The sequence below is a fragment of the Methylobacterium sp. Leaf113 genome (assembly GCF_001423325.1).
Taxonomy (GTDB): Bacteria; Pseudomonadota; Alphaproteobacteria; order Rhizobiales; family Beijerinckiaceae; genus Methylobacterium.
In genome coordinates this window covers 78,921-93,800 of sequence record NZ_LMNJ01000004.1, presented here as the reverse complement: position 1 = coordinate 93,800, position 14,880 = coordinate 78,921, and the positions used below count along the sequence as shown (strand labels likewise).

Sequence of the window (14,880 nt, the reverse complement as noted above, 5' to 3'; positions counted from 1 at the left end):
TGCGCGCGGTCAAAGGGCGAGGGATGCGGGCGCGCAGCGCCGCGAACCGGATTGTCGGGTCGTTGGAGGATCTTGCGCCGAAACCTTCGCGCCGTTCCGGCACGGAATGATGCGGCGCACCGAATCGGTTCAGGTTCCGGTCAGGCGGTCGACGTCACGGTCATGTTTGAAACGTGGCCGGCGAACCAACCGCCCCCATGTGTGTTGTCACACGGGTCTCTTTCCAAGGGACGATGGATGGGCTAGCACTGATGCTCATGGGTGCGCTGCAACAAGTTCTCGTTGTCGATGATGGTCACCGCGCCATCGATCATTCGCTTGCCGCCGAACTCGCCGAGCTCGGTTATGCCAGCGTCACCGCCTCGCTCGAGGCGGCGCACGACGTGCTCGCGGTGATCGCGCGCCCGGCCGCAATCCTGCTCCAGGCCTCGTCCCGCCGGGATCCGGCCTATGCCCAGCTCTCGGAGCGTCTGCGGGAGCAGATGCGGCAGGCGGGCATTCCCGTCATCGTGGTGGACGAGGGCATGGCGCGCCGGTCCGGAACGGCCATCGACCTGCAGAGCCAGATCGGTCCCTACGTGCTCAACGAGCCCGACCTCTGACCGGAATCGGTTGAGCGACCGGGCCGAAACGGCTCTTGGAGAATGGCTCTTGGAGAACGGCTTTTCGAAACGGGCGTGCCGCGCGGCGCGCCCGTTTCGCGTTTGGGAGACCCGTCGCTTCGCGGCTTAGGCGGCCTTCTTGCGGCGGGCAATGGTCGACAGGCTGCGCAGGATCGTGGTCGTCACCTTGAGGCGCTCCGGGATGGTGTCGAGTTCGCGGATGAACACGATGCTCATGTCCGGCCGCACCTTGGCGAAGGAGGCCTGCTCGGCGACGTAGGTCACCAGCCCCTGCGGGTTGGCGAAGGCCTTGTCGCGGAAGTGGACGACGACGCCCTTCGGGCCGGCCTCGACCTTCTCCACGTTGGTGTCGCGGCACAGGATCTTGATGGTGACGATCTTGAGGAGCTGCTCCACCTCCGGCGGCAGGGGGCCGAAGCGGTCGATCAGCTCGGCGCCGAAGCTCTCCATCTCGGCGTCGTTCTCCAGCGTCGAGAGCCGGCGATAGAGCCCGAGGCGGACCGTGAGATCCTCCACGTAGTCTTCCGGAATCGTGACCGGCGCGCCGAGCGCGATGGTGGGCGACCACGCCTCCTCCACCGGCTCGTCGATGCCGGCCTTGAGCGCGGTGACGGCATCCTCCAGCATCTGCTGGTAGAGCTCGTAGCCGACCTCCTTGATATGGCCGGACTGCGCGTCGCCGAGGAGGTTGCCGGCCCCGCGGATGTCGAGGTCGTGGCTCGCGAGCTGGAAGCCGGCCCCGAGGGTATCGAGGGTCTGGAGCACCTGCAGGCGCTTCTCCGCCTGGACCGTGAGGGTGCGGTTGGCCGGGGTGGTGAACAGCGCGTAGGCCCGGGCCTTGGCGCGCCCGACGCGGCCGCGCAGCTGGTAGAGCTGGGCGAGGCCGAACATGTCGGCCCGGTGCACGATCAGGGTGTTGGCGGTGGGGATGTCGAGGCCGGATTCGACGATGGTGGTCGAGAGCAGCACGTCGTATTTGCCCTCGTAGAAGGCCGTCATCACGTCCTCGAGCTGGCCCGCCGCCATCTGGCCGTGGGCGACCGCGACGGTGGTCTCGGGCATCTCCTGGTCGAGGAAGCGCTTGACCTCGGCGAGGTCCTCGATGCGCGGCACCACGTAGAACGACTGGCCGCCGCGATAGCGCTCGCGCAGCAGCGCCTCGCGGATCAGCAGGGGATCGAACGGCGTCACCGAAGTGCGGACCGCCAGGCGATCCACCGGCGGCGTCGCGATGATCGAGAGTTCGCGGACCCCCGTCATGGCGAGCTGCAGGGTGCGGGGGATCGGCGTCGCCGACAGGGTGAGCACGTGGACGTCGGCCTGGAGCGCCTTGAGGCGCTCCTTGTGGGCGACGCCGAAATGCTGCTCCTCGTCGACGATGATGAGGCCGAGATCCTTGAAGGCGACGGTCTTGGCCAGCAGCGCGTGGGTGCCGACGACGATGTCGACGGTGCCGGCGGTGAGCCCGTCGCGCACCCGCTTCATCTCGGTGTTCGAGACGAAGCGCGACATCTGGGCGACCTCGACGGGCAGGCCCTTGAAGCGCTCGGCGAAGGTCCGGTAGTGCTGGCGCGCCAGCAGCGTGGTGGGGACCACCACCGCCACCTGCTTGCCGCCGAGCGCGCCCGCGAAGGCGGCGCGCAACGCCACCTCGGTCTTGCCGAAGCCGACATCGCCGCAGACGAGGCGGTCCATCGGCCGGCCGGCGTTGAGGTCGGTGAGCACCGCGTCGATGGCGTTGGCCTGATCCTCGGTCTCGTTGAAGGCGAAGCGCGCCGCGAACTCGTCGTACAGGCCTTCCGGTGCGTGGAGCCGGGGCGCCTGACGGACGAAGCGCTCGGCCGCGATCCGGATGAGCTGGCCCGCCATCTCCAGGATGCGCTTCTTCATCTTGGCCTTGCGGGCCTGCCAGGCGCCGCCGCCGAGACGGTCGAGGGCGACCTCTGCATCCTCCGAGCCGTAGCGCGTCAGAAGCTCGATGTTCTCCACCGGCAGCAGCAGCAGGCCGCCGGCATACTGGATCTCCAGGCAATCGTGCGGCGCCCCCGCGGCCGTCACCGTCTTGAGGCCGACGAAGCGGCCGATGCCGTGGTCGGCATGGACCACGAGGTCGCCGGGCTGGAGGGCCTGCACCTCCAGGATGATGTCCTGCGGGCGCTTGGCCTTGCGCTTCTGGCGCACCAGCCGGTCGCCGAGGATGTCGCCCTCCGAGATCACCGCGAGCCGGTCGACGACGAAGCCGGATTCGAGGCCCCACACCGCCACCGCCACGTCGGTGCCGCGCTTCAGCGCGTTCACCGCCGTCAGGGTGTTGATGGCGACGGGCTTCTTCAGCCCGTGATCGGCCAGCACCGAGCAGAGCCGGTCGCGCGAGCCGTCGGACCAGGAGCCCAGGATCACGTGATGACCGGACCCCTGCAGGTTCTTCACGTGGGCGACGGCGGCGTCGAACACGCTGGCGGATTCGTCGGCGCGCTCGGCCGCGAAGGTGCGGCCCTGACGGCCCTCGCAGTCGATGGTCGCCCGGTCGGGGCTCTCCGGCATCGAAAAGGGCGAGAGCCGGGCGACCGAGGCCGCGGCCACCCGGTCGCGCCACTCGTTCGGCGTGAGATAGAGGGCGGAGGGTTTCAGCGGCTTGTAGGGTGCGACGCCCGGGGATGGCGCCTTCATCGCCTCGGCGCGGGCGTCGTAATAGTCGCGGATCAGGGTCAGGCGCTCGCCCGCCGCCTCGTCCACCTGGGCGTCGAACACCAGCGGCACCCCGCCGACATAGTCGAACAGCGTGTCGAGATGGTCGTAGAACAGCGGCATCCAGTGCTCGAGGCCGGCATAGCGCCGGCCCTCGCTGATGGTCTCGTAGAGCCGGTCGTCGCGGGTGGCCGCGCCGAAGGTGGAGAGATAGCCCTGGCGGAAGCGCCGGATCGTCTCGGTGGTGAGCTGCACCTCGCTCATCGGCACGAGGTCGAGGGAGCGCAGCTGCCCGACGGTGCGCTGGGTCTCGGGATCGAAGGCGCGGATCGACTCCAGGGTGTCGCCGAAGAAGTCGAGGCGGATCGGATTGGGCAGGCCGGGGGGCGACAGATCGAGGATGCCGCCGCGCACCGCGTACTCGCCGGTGTCGCGCACCGTCCCGGTGCGCAGGAAGCCGTTGGCCTCGACCCAGGCCGTCACCGTGTCCATCGGCACCACGTTGCCGATGGCGGCCGAGAACGTCTCGACCGCGATCTTTTCGCGGGGGGGGACGCGTTGGATCAGGGCGTTGACGGTGGTGCAGAGGATGCGGGGCTGCTCCTCCGAGGAGCGCGAGCGGGCGAGCCGCGACAGGGCCGTCATGCGCTGGGCCGCGATGGCGCCGTTGGGCGAGACCCGGTCGTAGGGCTGGCAGTCCCAGGCCGGCACGCTCATCGTCTCGATCTCGGGCGCGACGAACTTCAGGGCACTGACGAAGGCGGCCGAGCGCCCGGAATCGCGGGCCACGTGGACCAGCACCGCCGGCCCCTCGAAATCGCGGCTGAGCGCCCGGGCCAGATCCGCCACCACGAGGGCGTCGAAGCCCTCCGGCACATTGGCCAGGGTCGGGCTGTCGCCGCGCTTCAGCGCGTCGAGGGCGCGGGCCAGCGCCCCGGATTTCGGCAGGGCGAAGCGCGCCGTCTGGGGCTTCGGCGCGGGGGCGGCCGCTTTGATCTGAGGCGGGTTCGTCTGGGGCTTGGCCATCGGGTCGGGGTTCTGAACTCGTGCTGGGCCGGGCGGAAGCGACTGTCTCCGTCCGCCCTCCTGTCTCGGAAGGACCGCCGCGGCGGCCTCGAAAGGACGTTGCGTTCCCCCGGGCGCGGACCCGGAAGCGACGAACGCGTATGTATCCCTGAGCCCGGTCCTTACCAGACCTGCCCCGCGCCGTACCGGCGTTAACGCACCCCGCCGCGTTGATCCAGCGCAGCGGCGTGCGGCCGGCCCCCCCAAGCGGCCCCCCCCAAGCGGCTTCACCCCCGCGCGCGGTTTTGCGCCGGGGGCATGGCCCAAGGAACACGCCGAACGGGGACGCGGGACGCCGCGGAACCCTTCTGTGCGCTTTTGATGGTTGCCGGTCCCCCGGCGTCCCGGGCTCCGGCGTCGCCGCCGGGGCCGTTCACGTCGCGATGTCTCCAACGGATCTCGTGCTGGCGCTAAGTTCGGCGGGTTTCGGAGAGACCCCGCACGCTTCGGAGCGAGCCTTCGTCGCACGCCGCCTCGTCATGGGCGGCGCCGCAGCTTTTCCCCGCTGCCCCAGGGACGGGTCGAACGGCGAGGGCATTTCCTCCCCCGGCGCGCCGCCCAGACCCGAGCCAACGGTTGTAACGAGCCGTCGCCCGAGGCGGCAGCGACCGAAGCCACCGACGCGGGCACCGCCCCGCCGCCCTCCAGCCCACCCGGTCGGTCTCCGGTCAGGCTCCCGATTCGCTCGGGCGGCAGGTGTGGGGATAGAGGCATAATTTAGGAATATTGTCAATAAACTTCGTTGGCCTGGCGGCCGGCGCCTCTCCTGTCGTCTGCCCAAACCCTCAAGATCTCACCCTCGGTACCGACGTGTGAGGGACAGCGGGGGGCGAGTTTCGGTCAGGTCGCTTCGACGTGTGCGTGGAAGATGCCGTCGTTCCGCTGCGTGCCTGGGTCAGGACACCTGTCGTGACTGGCGAGGCTCTCGCCGCAACTGACGGGTCGCGCGCAGCCGGGTCGCGCGCAGCCGGGTCGCGCGCAGCTAAGAACGTCGCTGCGATGCGAGCCATTGCATCGGCGTCATGCGGAGTTCGGATCGGAAAGCCGCGCGCAGAGCCTGGGCGTCGGGAAAGCCGCTGCGCGCCGCGACGTCTTCCAATCCCCGTCCGCCCGAAGCCAGTATGCCCTGCGCCCGTGCCAGGCGAGCTTGTTTCAGCCACGCTCCCAAGCTCCCGCCCGTCTGCGCTCTGATATGACGCGTGAGGCTCCGTCTGCTGAGTCCTGCTTGTCTCGCAAGCGTATCGAGCGACGGGGTCCCTGCCGGGTCGGCGAGAAGGTCTCGCAGCATCTCGGTCGTGTATTGGCCGGCCGGCGAACCGGCTGCTGGATGTTCGATCCATTGCGGCTGGGTGCCGGTGCGTTGCGGTGCGACGACGAGATGGCGAGCGACGCGATTGGCTTCGGTAATTCCGGACATGCGGGAGAGGAGATGTAGGCAGCAGTCGAGGCCCGAGGCGATACCGGCAGACGTGAGAATTCGACCTTCGTCGACGAAGATTGCGCCAGCGTCGACCGTTATGGACGGGTAGCGCGCTGCGAAGATCGCGGCTTTGGCCCAGTGCGTCGTCGCCCGCCGTCCATCGAGCAGTCCTGCCGCGGCCAGCCCGAAAGCACCGAGGCACAATCCAACCACGATGGCGCCGCGCTCGCCCGCTTCCCGCAAGGCGGCCACGATTTCGACAGAGACCGGTTCGTCCGCATCACGCCAGCCCGGCAGGATGACGATATCGGCATCGCGCGCGGCATCGATCCCAAACTTCGCCTCGATCATCAAGCCGCCGCTGGTGGAAAGCCGTGGCTCGGCGGCGCACACGGCGATCTGGTGACCGCTCGCCAGAAATGGCTCTCCGAACACGGCCAAGGGCGTCGACAGCATGAAGGGACTGACGCGGTCATAGGCGAGAACGGCGAGGCGCATTGGCCCAATCTAATCGGAGAATGGCCATCGGGCCACTCGATCGATGCCGAGCCGGAACTCTATGGTCTGGCATCGGAACCGAGGATCCGCCCCCATGCCACGCACGCTTCTCGTGATCGACATCCAGAACGACTATTTCCCAGGTGGGGCATTGCCGCTCTGGCGGGCGGAGGAAACCGAGGCCCGCATCGTCGACGCCATCGGCAAGGGGCGGGCGGCTGGTGACAGAATCGTGCTGGTCCAGCACGTCTCAGGGAAACCCGAAGGCCTCTTCGCGTCCCGTGCACCCGGCACCGCCATTCGATCCGGTGTTCTGGCTGCGGCCGGCGACACGCCGATCGTCACCAAGCACCATGCCGATGCCTTCCAGGACACCGACCTGAGCCGACATTTGGAGACAACCGAAGAGCTGTTGATTTGCGGGATGATGACGCAGAACTGCGTCGTCTTCACCGCGATGTCGGACGATGCCAGACAGTTCAAGCGGAGGGTCCTTGTCGACCTCTGCACCGCTCCGACCGAAACCATTCACCGGATTGCGGTCAATGCCATCGGCTCGAAGCTGGCAACCGCGACGCTCGCAGACGCATGGGGTTGACCGAGCCACCGACACGGGCACCGCCCCGCCGCCCTCCAGCCCACCCGGTCGGTCTCCGGTCAGGCTCCCGATTCGTTCGGGCGGCAGGTGTGGGGATAAAGGCACGGTATAGGAATATTGTCAAATCTTTTCGACGACAGCCTGCCGTTTGCCGACGCTCGGAACTCGAAACTCGGACGACGACGGGGTTCGGCACCTGATCCGCGGAGCGCGAGGCTTGAGACGCTTTCGTTTTCGTTTGTCCTGTCGGGATCACCGGTTTCCACGGATCCCTGACAAACCCGATGATCCCTGACAAATCCCATGCGTCAGCGGAGAGCCGGCATCCTTGCTCCGCCCTTCAGGGTCAACAAGCTGAGACACCCAAACCCGAAGGCTGCCGTCGCCCCATAGAGCATCACCGCATCGAACCCCTCTCCGAGCGCGTGACGGGCCAGCTCAATGGGGATACCGGCGGCCTCGGCCGCGGCGAGGTTGCCGGCGGCGACGGATTCGGAGAGCGCGGTCAGGCCTGAAGCCGCGTGGGGCGCGACGGGTTCCAGGCTTGCGCGGATGCCCCGGACGAGGATGAGGCCCATCAGGGCGATGCTGATCGAGAGCGCAATCATCCGCACGCTCATGTCCATCGCTGAGGCCATGCCGGCGCGCTCGATCGCGACGGAGCCTGTCGCCGTGTTGGCGACGGGCGTGTTGGTGAGGCCCACGCCGAGACCGGTCACGACACAGCCGGGCAGCAGGGTGACCCAGGCCGCTTCGCCGACGCCTGCCCCCAGCCGCATCAGGACGAAGCCCAGTCCGATGGTGAGGAGGCCGAGCGGGATCACGAAGCGGGGTCCGCGCGCCAGGAGCAATCGCTCGGCCAGCGGGGGGGCGAGGAGCGTCGGCAACGTATACGCGAGAAGCGCCAGACCCATCCGGACGCTGTCGAGGTTCTGAACCGCCTGGACGTAGATCGGCAGGTAGATCACGAAGGGCCAGAAGCTGAAGTTCATGCCGGCCGCGCCGAGAAGGGCGCCGGAGAAGGCCCGGTTGCGGAACGCGCCGAAGTCGAACATCGGGCGAGGCGTGCGCGTCTCCACCAGAAGGAAGGCGAGGACGCTCGCAAGGCCCGCGAGGGCGAGCGCGAGGGCTGCGGAGTTGGCAGGGACGGGCGCTTCGCCCTGCGTGATGAGATAGACGAGCGCGAAGACGGAGAAGGAGAGCGTGGCCACGCCCGGCCAGTCGAACCGCACCGCCTGGGTGTCGAAGGATTCCGTGATGCCGGCCTTCGCGGCGGCCCATGTCACGGCGGCAAGCCCGACATGAACCAGGAACACCCATTCCCAACGCGCAACCGCCACGGTGAGCCCGCCGATCAGCGGGCCGAATCCGAGACCGAATCCGAAGACGACGCCCCACCAGCCGAAGGCCGAGCCACGCTCCGCCCCATCGCGGAACGGGTTGGACAGGATGGCGATCTGGCAGGCCAGCATGGCGGCGGCGCTCGCACCCTGCACGAAGCGGGCGGCGATCAGGACCGGCGCCTGCGTTGCCAGCCCGCAGGCCAAGGAGGCGAGGCCGAACGCAAGAACGCCGGCCATGAAGACGCGCTTTCGCCCGAGGCGGTCGGCGAGCGCCCCCATCGCCATGAGACAGGTCGTCATGGCGATCGTGTAAGCGTTCACGATCCATTGCAGCTGCCGGAAGTCGGCGGGCAGGACCCGCTCGAGGGTCGGCAGGATGGCCGGGATGCTGGAGATCTCGAGTCCCAGCATGAGGGCCGACAGGGAAACGGCGGTGAGGGCCGCCCCGTTCTTCGCGGTCGCGATGGATGCGCTCACGGGCCTCGTCTCGGCTGACGCCGCTGCACCCCGAAAGATGCAGCTGCAGGTTGCGGTCGGCGCAAGACTTGGCGCGAACGCGATCCCTCTGCAATCGGACGCCGTCGATCAGCGTGACACCGAAACGGAATCGACGGTCTCCGTGGGTGCCGAACCGGACGGGGGCGTGAGGGACCGGACGTTCAGAGCGCTCGTGGCAGAGGAAGGACCAGCGGAAGGGCTTTCGCCAGCGGAAGGGCTTTTGCCAGGGGAAGGGCTTTCGCCAGGGGAAGGGCTTTCGCCAGGGGAAGGACATGGTCGCGCGTGAGCGGGGCCAGCGGGAGGTCCCCTGCTGCGTCGTGCGTGACCCAGATCGCCTCCTCGATTTCCGAGCCGATCGTCGGCGTCCCGGCCAGTCTCAGATGGAAGAGTTCGGCCTGAACCATCATCCCGGTCTCGTTGGCGGCGACAGCCCGGTAACAGCCGAGATGGCGGCCCTCGCCCTCCTCCAGCGTCACGCCGATTTCCTCGTGGAGTTCACGGCACAGGGCCGACCGCGCGCTCTCGCCCGTTTCGATCTTGCCGCCGGCCTGCATGAACCAGCGGGTGCCCCGTTTCCGCACCAGCAGGAGCCGACCGTGACCGTCGTCGATCAACCCGGCGGCGATGCGGATGTCTGGAAACGCGACGGACGTCATGGCGTGATGCTCCGGGCCGACGCCGACGCTTGCGGCTCAAGCCAGACAGGATGTCTGCACGGGGCACGATCGACAGGCGATACCGAGGGCGCGAACGGGTCGCCATCGCCCCCTAATGAATCGGCGCGTCGTGCTTATGGAACGCCTTGAGGCGGCGGTAGACCGGGGTGTCGTAGTTCTCGGGCGTCGGGTCCTCGCCGGTGAGCCAGCGGAACAGGTCGCGGTCCGGCACCTCGATCAGGGCCTCGAAGAGGGTCAACTCCTCCTCCGAGAGGGTGCCGATCTCGGCATCGGCGAAGCGGCCCATGATCAGGTCCATCTCGCGGATGCCGCGGTGCCAGGCGCGGAAGAGGGTGCGGCGGCGGCGCGGATCGAGGTCGGCGCTGGTGCGGGTGGTGCCGGACATGCGGTCAGCCTGTGATGCGGGGATCCCGGGATGCTGTGATCCGGGGATCCCCGGATCATGCCATCCCCTGCCCGGCCCCGATGCGGCATCCGTCGCAGGACCAAGCCTTCGTGGGTGTATATAGAGACAGCCGCCCGCGCCACCATCCCGCCGTCACGCACGGTGGCGCCCGTTCCGCATCCCATCCGTGCCTTCCCTCCAACGAGCCGCATGACCGACGCCGCGCCGCGCCAGCCCCTGCTCCGTCCGAGCATCCTCGATGCCCTGTTCGCGCCCGCGCGCGGGCTGCCGGGCATCGGCCCCAAGATGGCGCCGATGATCGAGCGGCTGCTCGGCACGCCCGAGCAGCCGGCCCGCATCGTCGACCTCCTGTTCCACCTGCCGCAGGGCGGCGTCGCCCGTCGCCTGATGGGCTCCATCGCGGAGGCGCCCCCCGGCGAGCCGGTGACCCTCGGCGTCACCGTGACGGGCTACCGGGCGCCCCAGCCCGGGGCCGGCCGGCGGCCGTTCCGGGTGCTGGTCGAGGACGCCACCGGCGACATCACCCTGGTGTTCTTCGGCATGCCCCAGGCCCGGGTCGAGAAGATGCTGCCGCTCGGGAGCCACCGCTACATCACCGGGCGCATCGATCTCTGGGACGGGCACCGCCAGATGGTCCATCCCGCCCGCATCGTCGACGAGGCAGGGCTGGCCGCTCTCCCCGTGGTCGAGCCGATCTACGGCGCCACCGAGGGGCTGACCTCGCGGGCGATCTCGAAGCTCGCCCATGCCGCCCTGGAGCGCCTGCCGGTGCTGCCCGAGTGGCAGGACCCGGCCTGGATCGCCCGCGAGGGGCTGCCGGCCTTCGCCGACGCCCTGCGGGCCGAGCACCGGCCCGAGAGCGCGCCGCCGCCCGTGCCGGAGGGCATGACCGCGCCGCCGCGCACGCCGGCCCGGCGGCGCCTCGCCTATGACGAGCTTCTCGCCTCGCAGCTGGCGCTGGCCCTGATGCGCGCCCGCAACCGCCGCGCCCCGGGCCGGGCCAATGCGGGGGACGGCACGTTGAGCGGCCGGATCGAGGCCGCCCTGCCCTTCGCGCTCACGGGGGCGCAGAGCCGCGCCGTCGCCGAGATCCGCGCCGATCTCGCCTCCGACCGGCGCATGCTGCGCCTGCTCCAGGGCGATGTCGGCTCCGGCAAGACCGCCGTGGCCTTGCTCGCCATGGCGTCGGCCGTGGAGGTCGGGCGCCAGGCCGCCCTGATGGCCCCCACCGAGATCCTGGCGCGCCAGCATTTCGAGCGCCTGGCGCCTCTCACCGACGGCCTGCGCCTGCGCCTCCTCACCGGGCGCGACAAGGCCTCCGAGCGTCGCGCCACCCTGGCGGCGCTGGCATCCGGCGCGGTCGACATCGTGGTCGGCACCCACGCGCTGTTCCAGGACAGCGTGGTGTTCGCCGATCTCGGCGTGGCGGTGGTGGACGAGCAGCACCGCTTCGGCGTGCACCAGCGCCTGGCGCTGGGGGCCAAGGGCGCCGCCGTCGACATCCTGGTGATGACCGCGACCCCGATTCCCCGCACCCTGGCGCTGACCTGCTTCGGCGACATGGACGTCTCGGTGCTCGACGAGAAGCCCGCCGGACGCCAGCCGATCGCCACCCGCCTCGTCTCCACCGACCGCCTCGACGAGGTGGTGGCGGGGTTGGGCCGGGCCGTGGCCGCCGGCGACCGGGTCTACTGGATCTGCCCCCTGGTGGCGGAATCCGAGTTCGTCGATCTGGCCGCCGCCGAGGAGCGCTTCGCGGATCTGAGCCACAGCTTCGGCGACGCGGTCGGCCTCATCCACGGCAAGATGCCGGGGCCCGACAAGGACGCCGCCATGGAGCGCTTCCAGCGGGGCGAGACCAGGATCCTGGTCTCCACCACGGTGGTGGAGGTCGGCGTCGACGTGCCGGAAGCGACCATCATGGTCATCGAGCATGCGGAGCGCTTCGGGCTGGCCCAGCTCCACCAGCTGCGCGGCCGGGTCGGGCGGGGTACGCGCGCCTCCACCTGCCTGCTGCTCTATCGCGGTCCCCTCGGGCAGGTCTCGCGGGCGCGCCTGGAGATGATGCGCGAGACCGAGGACGGCTTCCGCATCGCGGAAGAAGACCTGCGCCTGCGCGGCGAGGGCGAGGTGCTGGGCACCCGGCAATCGGGCCTCGCGGCCTTCCGCCTCGCCAGCCTGGAGACCGACGCCGAATTGCTGCAGGTGGCCCGCGACGATGCGCAACTCGTGGTCCAGCGCGATCCCGGCCTGAAGAGCGCGCGCGGCCAGGCCCTGCGGGTGCTGCTCTACCTGTTCGAGCGCGACGCCGCGATCCGGCTGCTGGGCGCCGGATAGGGCACGGACCGGTTTTCGACGATCGGTTTTCAAGGATCGGTTTTCAAGGATCAGAGTCCTGCGCCGGCTGATGAACCTGGCGTCAACCTTCCCGTGCGCAGCCTTCCGCCTGCAACCTTCCGCCTGCAACCAGGGGAGCGGGGTCGATGCCGAGCCAGGGCCAGGGCGAACCCCGGGGATCGCGACGCGACGCCGCGCGGCCGATGCCCCTGATCGATCGCTGGCACGCCGCCCGCCGCGCCGGCGAGGCGATCCCCACCTACGAGTCCGTGGTGCTCGGCACGCTCGGGCGCCATGCCGACCACGCCGCCCTGATCGCCACGCAGGACGGCCGGCCGACCCGGATCCTCTGGAGCGGCAGCCATTTCGCCATCTGGCTCGGGCGCAGCGAGCGGGTTCCCGGCGAGGTCCGCTGCGCCGTGTCGGATCTCGGCGAGGACGTGCGCCAGCCTCTCGACGAGGTCGTCGCCCGGGCCCTCGACCAGAACGGTCCCGCCCGGACACGCTGCGACCGCGTGCAGGACGGCATCGTCACCGGCATCACGTTCCTGGCCCTGCCCCTGTCCTGGGGCGGGGAGCAGCCCCTGGTCCTGGTCAGCCTGTCGGGTCCGCCCTCGCGCTACGACCTCGTGAAGGCGATCTTCGGCGCCACCGACCAGGGCATGCTGGCCCTGAGCACGGTCCGCGGCCCCGACGGGCGGCTGAACGATTTCAAGATCGTTGCGGCCAACGAGGGAGCCGCCCGCATGCTCGGCCGGACCATCCCGGAGCTGCAGTGGCGGCGCCTCACCGATATCGTCCCGGGCCTTGTCGAGACCCGGGCCCTGCGGCGCCTGTTCCGCATCATCGAGGCGGAACGCCGTGCGGTGTTCGAACTCAGCGTTCCGGTGCCGGACGGGGCCGTCCTCCACCTGAAGATCGAGGCCGGCTGCATCGGCGATCTCCTCGCCCTGACCTTCGTCGATGTGGGCGACCTGAAGGCCCGCGAGGCGTCCGCGCGCCTCCTGTTCGAGAACAACCCGCTGCCGATGTGGCTGGTCGACCGCGACAATCATCGCTTTCTCGCGGTCAACGATGCGGCCCTGGTCCATTACGGCTACGCCCGGGATCGCTTCCTCGCCCTGACCCAGGGCGACCTCGAGCCCGCAACCCGGGCGATGACGGATCCGGGCCTGCCCCGGGTCCATCGGCGGGCCGACGGCACCCGGATCGAGGTCAACCTGTTCGAGCGCCGCCTCGAGTTCCATGGGCGCGCGGCGGTGCTGGCCGCCGTGGTGGACGTGACCGAGCGGCGCCGGGCCGAGGCCCGCATCGCCCACATGGCGCATCACGACGCCCTGACCGATCTGCCCAACCGCGTGCGGCTGCGCGATCGCCTCGCGGAGGTGATCGCGCAGCCGCGCTGGAGCGGCGTCGGGGCCTGGCTGCTCTGCCTCGACCTCGACCATTTCAAATCCGTCAACGACACCCTCGGGCATTCCGCCGGCGACACGCTGCTGTGCGGCGTCGCCGAACGGTTGCTGGAGGGTGTCGGGCAAGAATCCGGGCAAGAATCCGGGCAAGAAGGCAGCCGAGAAGAGGGCCGAGAAGCCGGGCCGGCGGTCGGACGGGAGGTGGTCGTCGCGCGCATGGGCGGCGACGAGTTCGCGATCCTGATGGTGGACGACCCGGCCTCCGCGCCGATCCCGGTCGAGCGCGTGCGGACCCTCGCCGCCCGGCTGATCCGAAGCCTCGGCCGGCCCTTCCCGATCCAGGGGCAGGCGGTCCGGATCGGCGTCAGCATCGGGCTCGCCCGCCTGCCCCGGGACGGGACCGATCCCGACCGTCTCCTGCGCAATGCCGATCTCGCCCTGTACCAGGCCAAGGCCGCGGGCCGGAACACCCACCGGGTCTTCGAACCCGCGATGGAGGCGGGGCTTCAACGGCGGCGCGCCCTGGAGCAGGACCTGCGCACCGCCTTCGCGGCGGGCGCCCTGGAGGTCCATTACCAGCCGATCCTGGGGGCCGGGTCCGGGCAGCTCACCGGCTTCGAGGCCCTGCTGCGCTGGCGCCATCCCGAACGCGGCTTCGTCCCGCCCGCCGAGTTCGTGCCGCTGGCCGAGGAGACGGGCCTGATCGGGCCGATCGGAGACTGGGTCCTGGGCCGGGCCTGTGCCGAGGCGGCGGGCTGGCCCGGGCACCTCCGGGTCGCCGTCAACCTCTCGCCGCTCCAGTTCCGGGACCGCCGCCTCGCCCAGGGCGTGGGCCGGATCCTGGCCGAGGCCGGACTGGCGCCCGAACGGCTCGAACTCGAGATCACCGAGACCGTCCTGCTCGCGGAGAACGCGGCCAACCTCGCCACCCTGCACCGCCTGCGCGCCCTCGGCGTCCGGATCGCCCTCGATGATTTCGGCACCGGCTATGCCTCCTTGAGCTACCTGCGCGCCTTTCCGTTCGACCGGATCAAGATCGACCGCACCTTCGTGAGCGAGATGGAATCCAACCCGCACGCGGCGGCCATCGTCCGGGCGGTCATCGGCCTCGGGGCGAGCCTCGGCATCGCCACCACCGCCGAGGGCATCGAGACGGACGCGCAGTTCGCCCGCCTGCGCGCGGCCGCCTGCGACGAGGTCCAGGGCTACCTGTTCGGGCACCCCGCGCCGGCGGCGGAGGCCCGGCGGCGATGTCTGGCAGCTCCGCTCCCGCCGGCCTGACCGGAATCGATCCGCGTCCCGGCGAGGCGCCGGA

The 14,880-nt window shown here is 70.0% G+C and carries 9 protein-coding genes; 4 read left to right on the top strand and 5 right to left on the bottom strand.

Features of this window, described 5'->3' with window-relative positions; translation table 11 throughout:
• Positions 1-257 precede the first annotated feature (257 nt).
• Entirely contained in the window at positions 258-602 is a 345-nt protein-coding gene (locus ASF60_RS04670) for a hypothetical protein (protein ID WP_056181292.1), read from the top strand.
• A gap of 126 nt (positions 603-728) precedes the next feature.
• Here ASF60_RS04670 and mfd read toward each other — a convergent pair whose 3' ends face one another.
• Both mfd and ASF60_RS04660 read right to left on the bottom strand, forming a co-directional pair.
• Positions 729-4,337 carry a transcription-repair coupling factor gene (mfd, locus tag ASF60_RS04665; RefSeq protein ID WP_056181120.1) on the bottom strand — a complete coding sequence of 1,203 codons (3,609 nt, stop codon included), beginning with the start codon at positions 4,335-4,337 and terminating at the stop codon, positions 729-731.
• 1,021 nt (positions 4,338-5,358) lie between these two features.
• A complete protein-coding gene (locus tag ASF60_RS04660) occupies positions 5,359-6,294 on the bottom strand; it encodes a GlxA family transcriptional regulator (RefSeq protein WP_056181116.1) in 936 nt (311 codons plus the stop codon).
• A 94-nt stretch (positions 6,295-6,388) separates the two neighbouring features.
• On the opposite strand from ASF60_RS04660, the gene ASF60_RS04655 reads away from it, so the two are divergent.
• Complete coding sequence (locus tag ASF60_RS04655) at positions 6,389-6,892, top strand: cysteine hydrolase family protein (protein WP_056181113.1); 504 nt, start codon at positions 6,389-6,391, stop codon at positions 6,890-6,892.
• Between the two features lie 308 nt (positions 6,893-7,200).
• Here ASF60_RS04655 and ASF60_RS04650 read toward each other — a convergent pair whose 3' ends face one another.
• From ASF60_RS04650 to ASF60_RS04640, 3 genes are all read right to left on the bottom strand, one after another.
• Positions 7,201-8,712: an MFS transporter gene (locus ASF60_RS04650; RefSeq protein ID WP_274533542.1), complete on the bottom strand. Its 1,512-nt coding sequence runs from the start codon at positions 8,710-8,712 to the stop codon at positions 7,201-7,203.
• 182 nt (positions 8,713-8,894) lie between these two features.
• The gene (locus ASF60_RS04645; protein ID WP_082507750.1) at positions 8,895-9,389 is read right to left on the bottom strand and encodes an NUDIX hydrolase; all 495 of its coding nucleotides are present in this window, start codon (positions 9,387-9,389) and stop codon (positions 8,895-8,897) included.
• Positions 9,390-9,501: 112 nt separating this feature from the next.
• On the bottom strand, positions 9,502-9,795 hold the full coding sequence (locus ASF60_RS04640) for an FAD assembly factor SdhE (protein ID WP_056181110.1): 294 nt from the start codon (positions 9,793-9,795) through the stop codon (positions 9,502-9,504).
• 210 nt (positions 9,796-10,005) lie between these two features.
• On the opposite strand from ASF60_RS04640, the gene recG reads away from it, so the two are divergent.
• Positions 10,006-12,153, top strand: a complete 2,148-nt coding sequence (gene recG, locus ASF60_RS04635; RefSeq protein ID WP_056181107.1) for an ATP-dependent DNA helicase RecG — start codon at positions 10,006-10,008, stop codon at positions 12,151-12,153.
• A 203-nt stretch (positions 12,154-12,356) separates the two neighbouring features.
• Complete coding sequence (locus ASF60_RS04630) at positions 12,357-14,846, top strand: putative bifunctional diguanylate cyclase/phosphodiesterase (protein WP_443136730.1); 2,490 nt, start codon at positions 12,357-12,359, stop codon at positions 14,844-14,846.
• Positions 14,847-14,880 lie beyond the last annotated feature (34 nt).

Excerpts from the sequence above, each read along its gene's own strand:
- ASF60_RS04670 (WP_056181292.1), top strand. The coding sequence starts at position 258 with ATGGGTGCGCTGCAACAAGTTCTCGTTGTCGATGATGGTCACCGCGCC.
- mfd (WP_056181120.1), bottom strand. The coding sequence starts at position 4,337 with ATGGCCAAGCCCCAGACGAACCCGCCTCAGATCAAAGCGGCCGCCCCC.
- ASF60_RS04660 (WP_056181116.1), bottom strand. The coding sequence starts at position 6,294 with ATGCGCCTCGCCGTTCTCGCCTATGACCGCGTCAGTCCCTTCATGCTG.
- ASF60_RS04655 (WP_056181113.1), top strand. The coding sequence starts at position 6,389 with ATGCCACGCACGCTTCTCGTGATCGACATCCAGAACGACTATTTCCCA.
- ASF60_RS04645 (WP_082507750.1), bottom strand. The coding sequence starts at position 9,389 with ATGACGTCCGTCGCGTTTCCAGACATCCGCATCGCCGCCGGGTTGATC.
- ASF60_RS04640 (WP_056181110.1), bottom strand. The coding sequence starts at position 9,795 with ATGTCCGGCACCACCCGCACCAGCGCCGACCTCGATCCGCGCCGCCGC.
- recG (WP_056181107.1), top strand. The coding sequence starts at position 10,006 with ATGACCGACGCCGCGCCGCGCCAGCCCCTGCTCCGTCCGAGCATCCTC.
- ASF60_RS04630 (WP_443136730.1), top strand. The coding sequence starts at position 12,357 with ATGCCCCTGATCGATCGCTGGCACGCCGCCCGCCGCGCCGGCGAGGCG.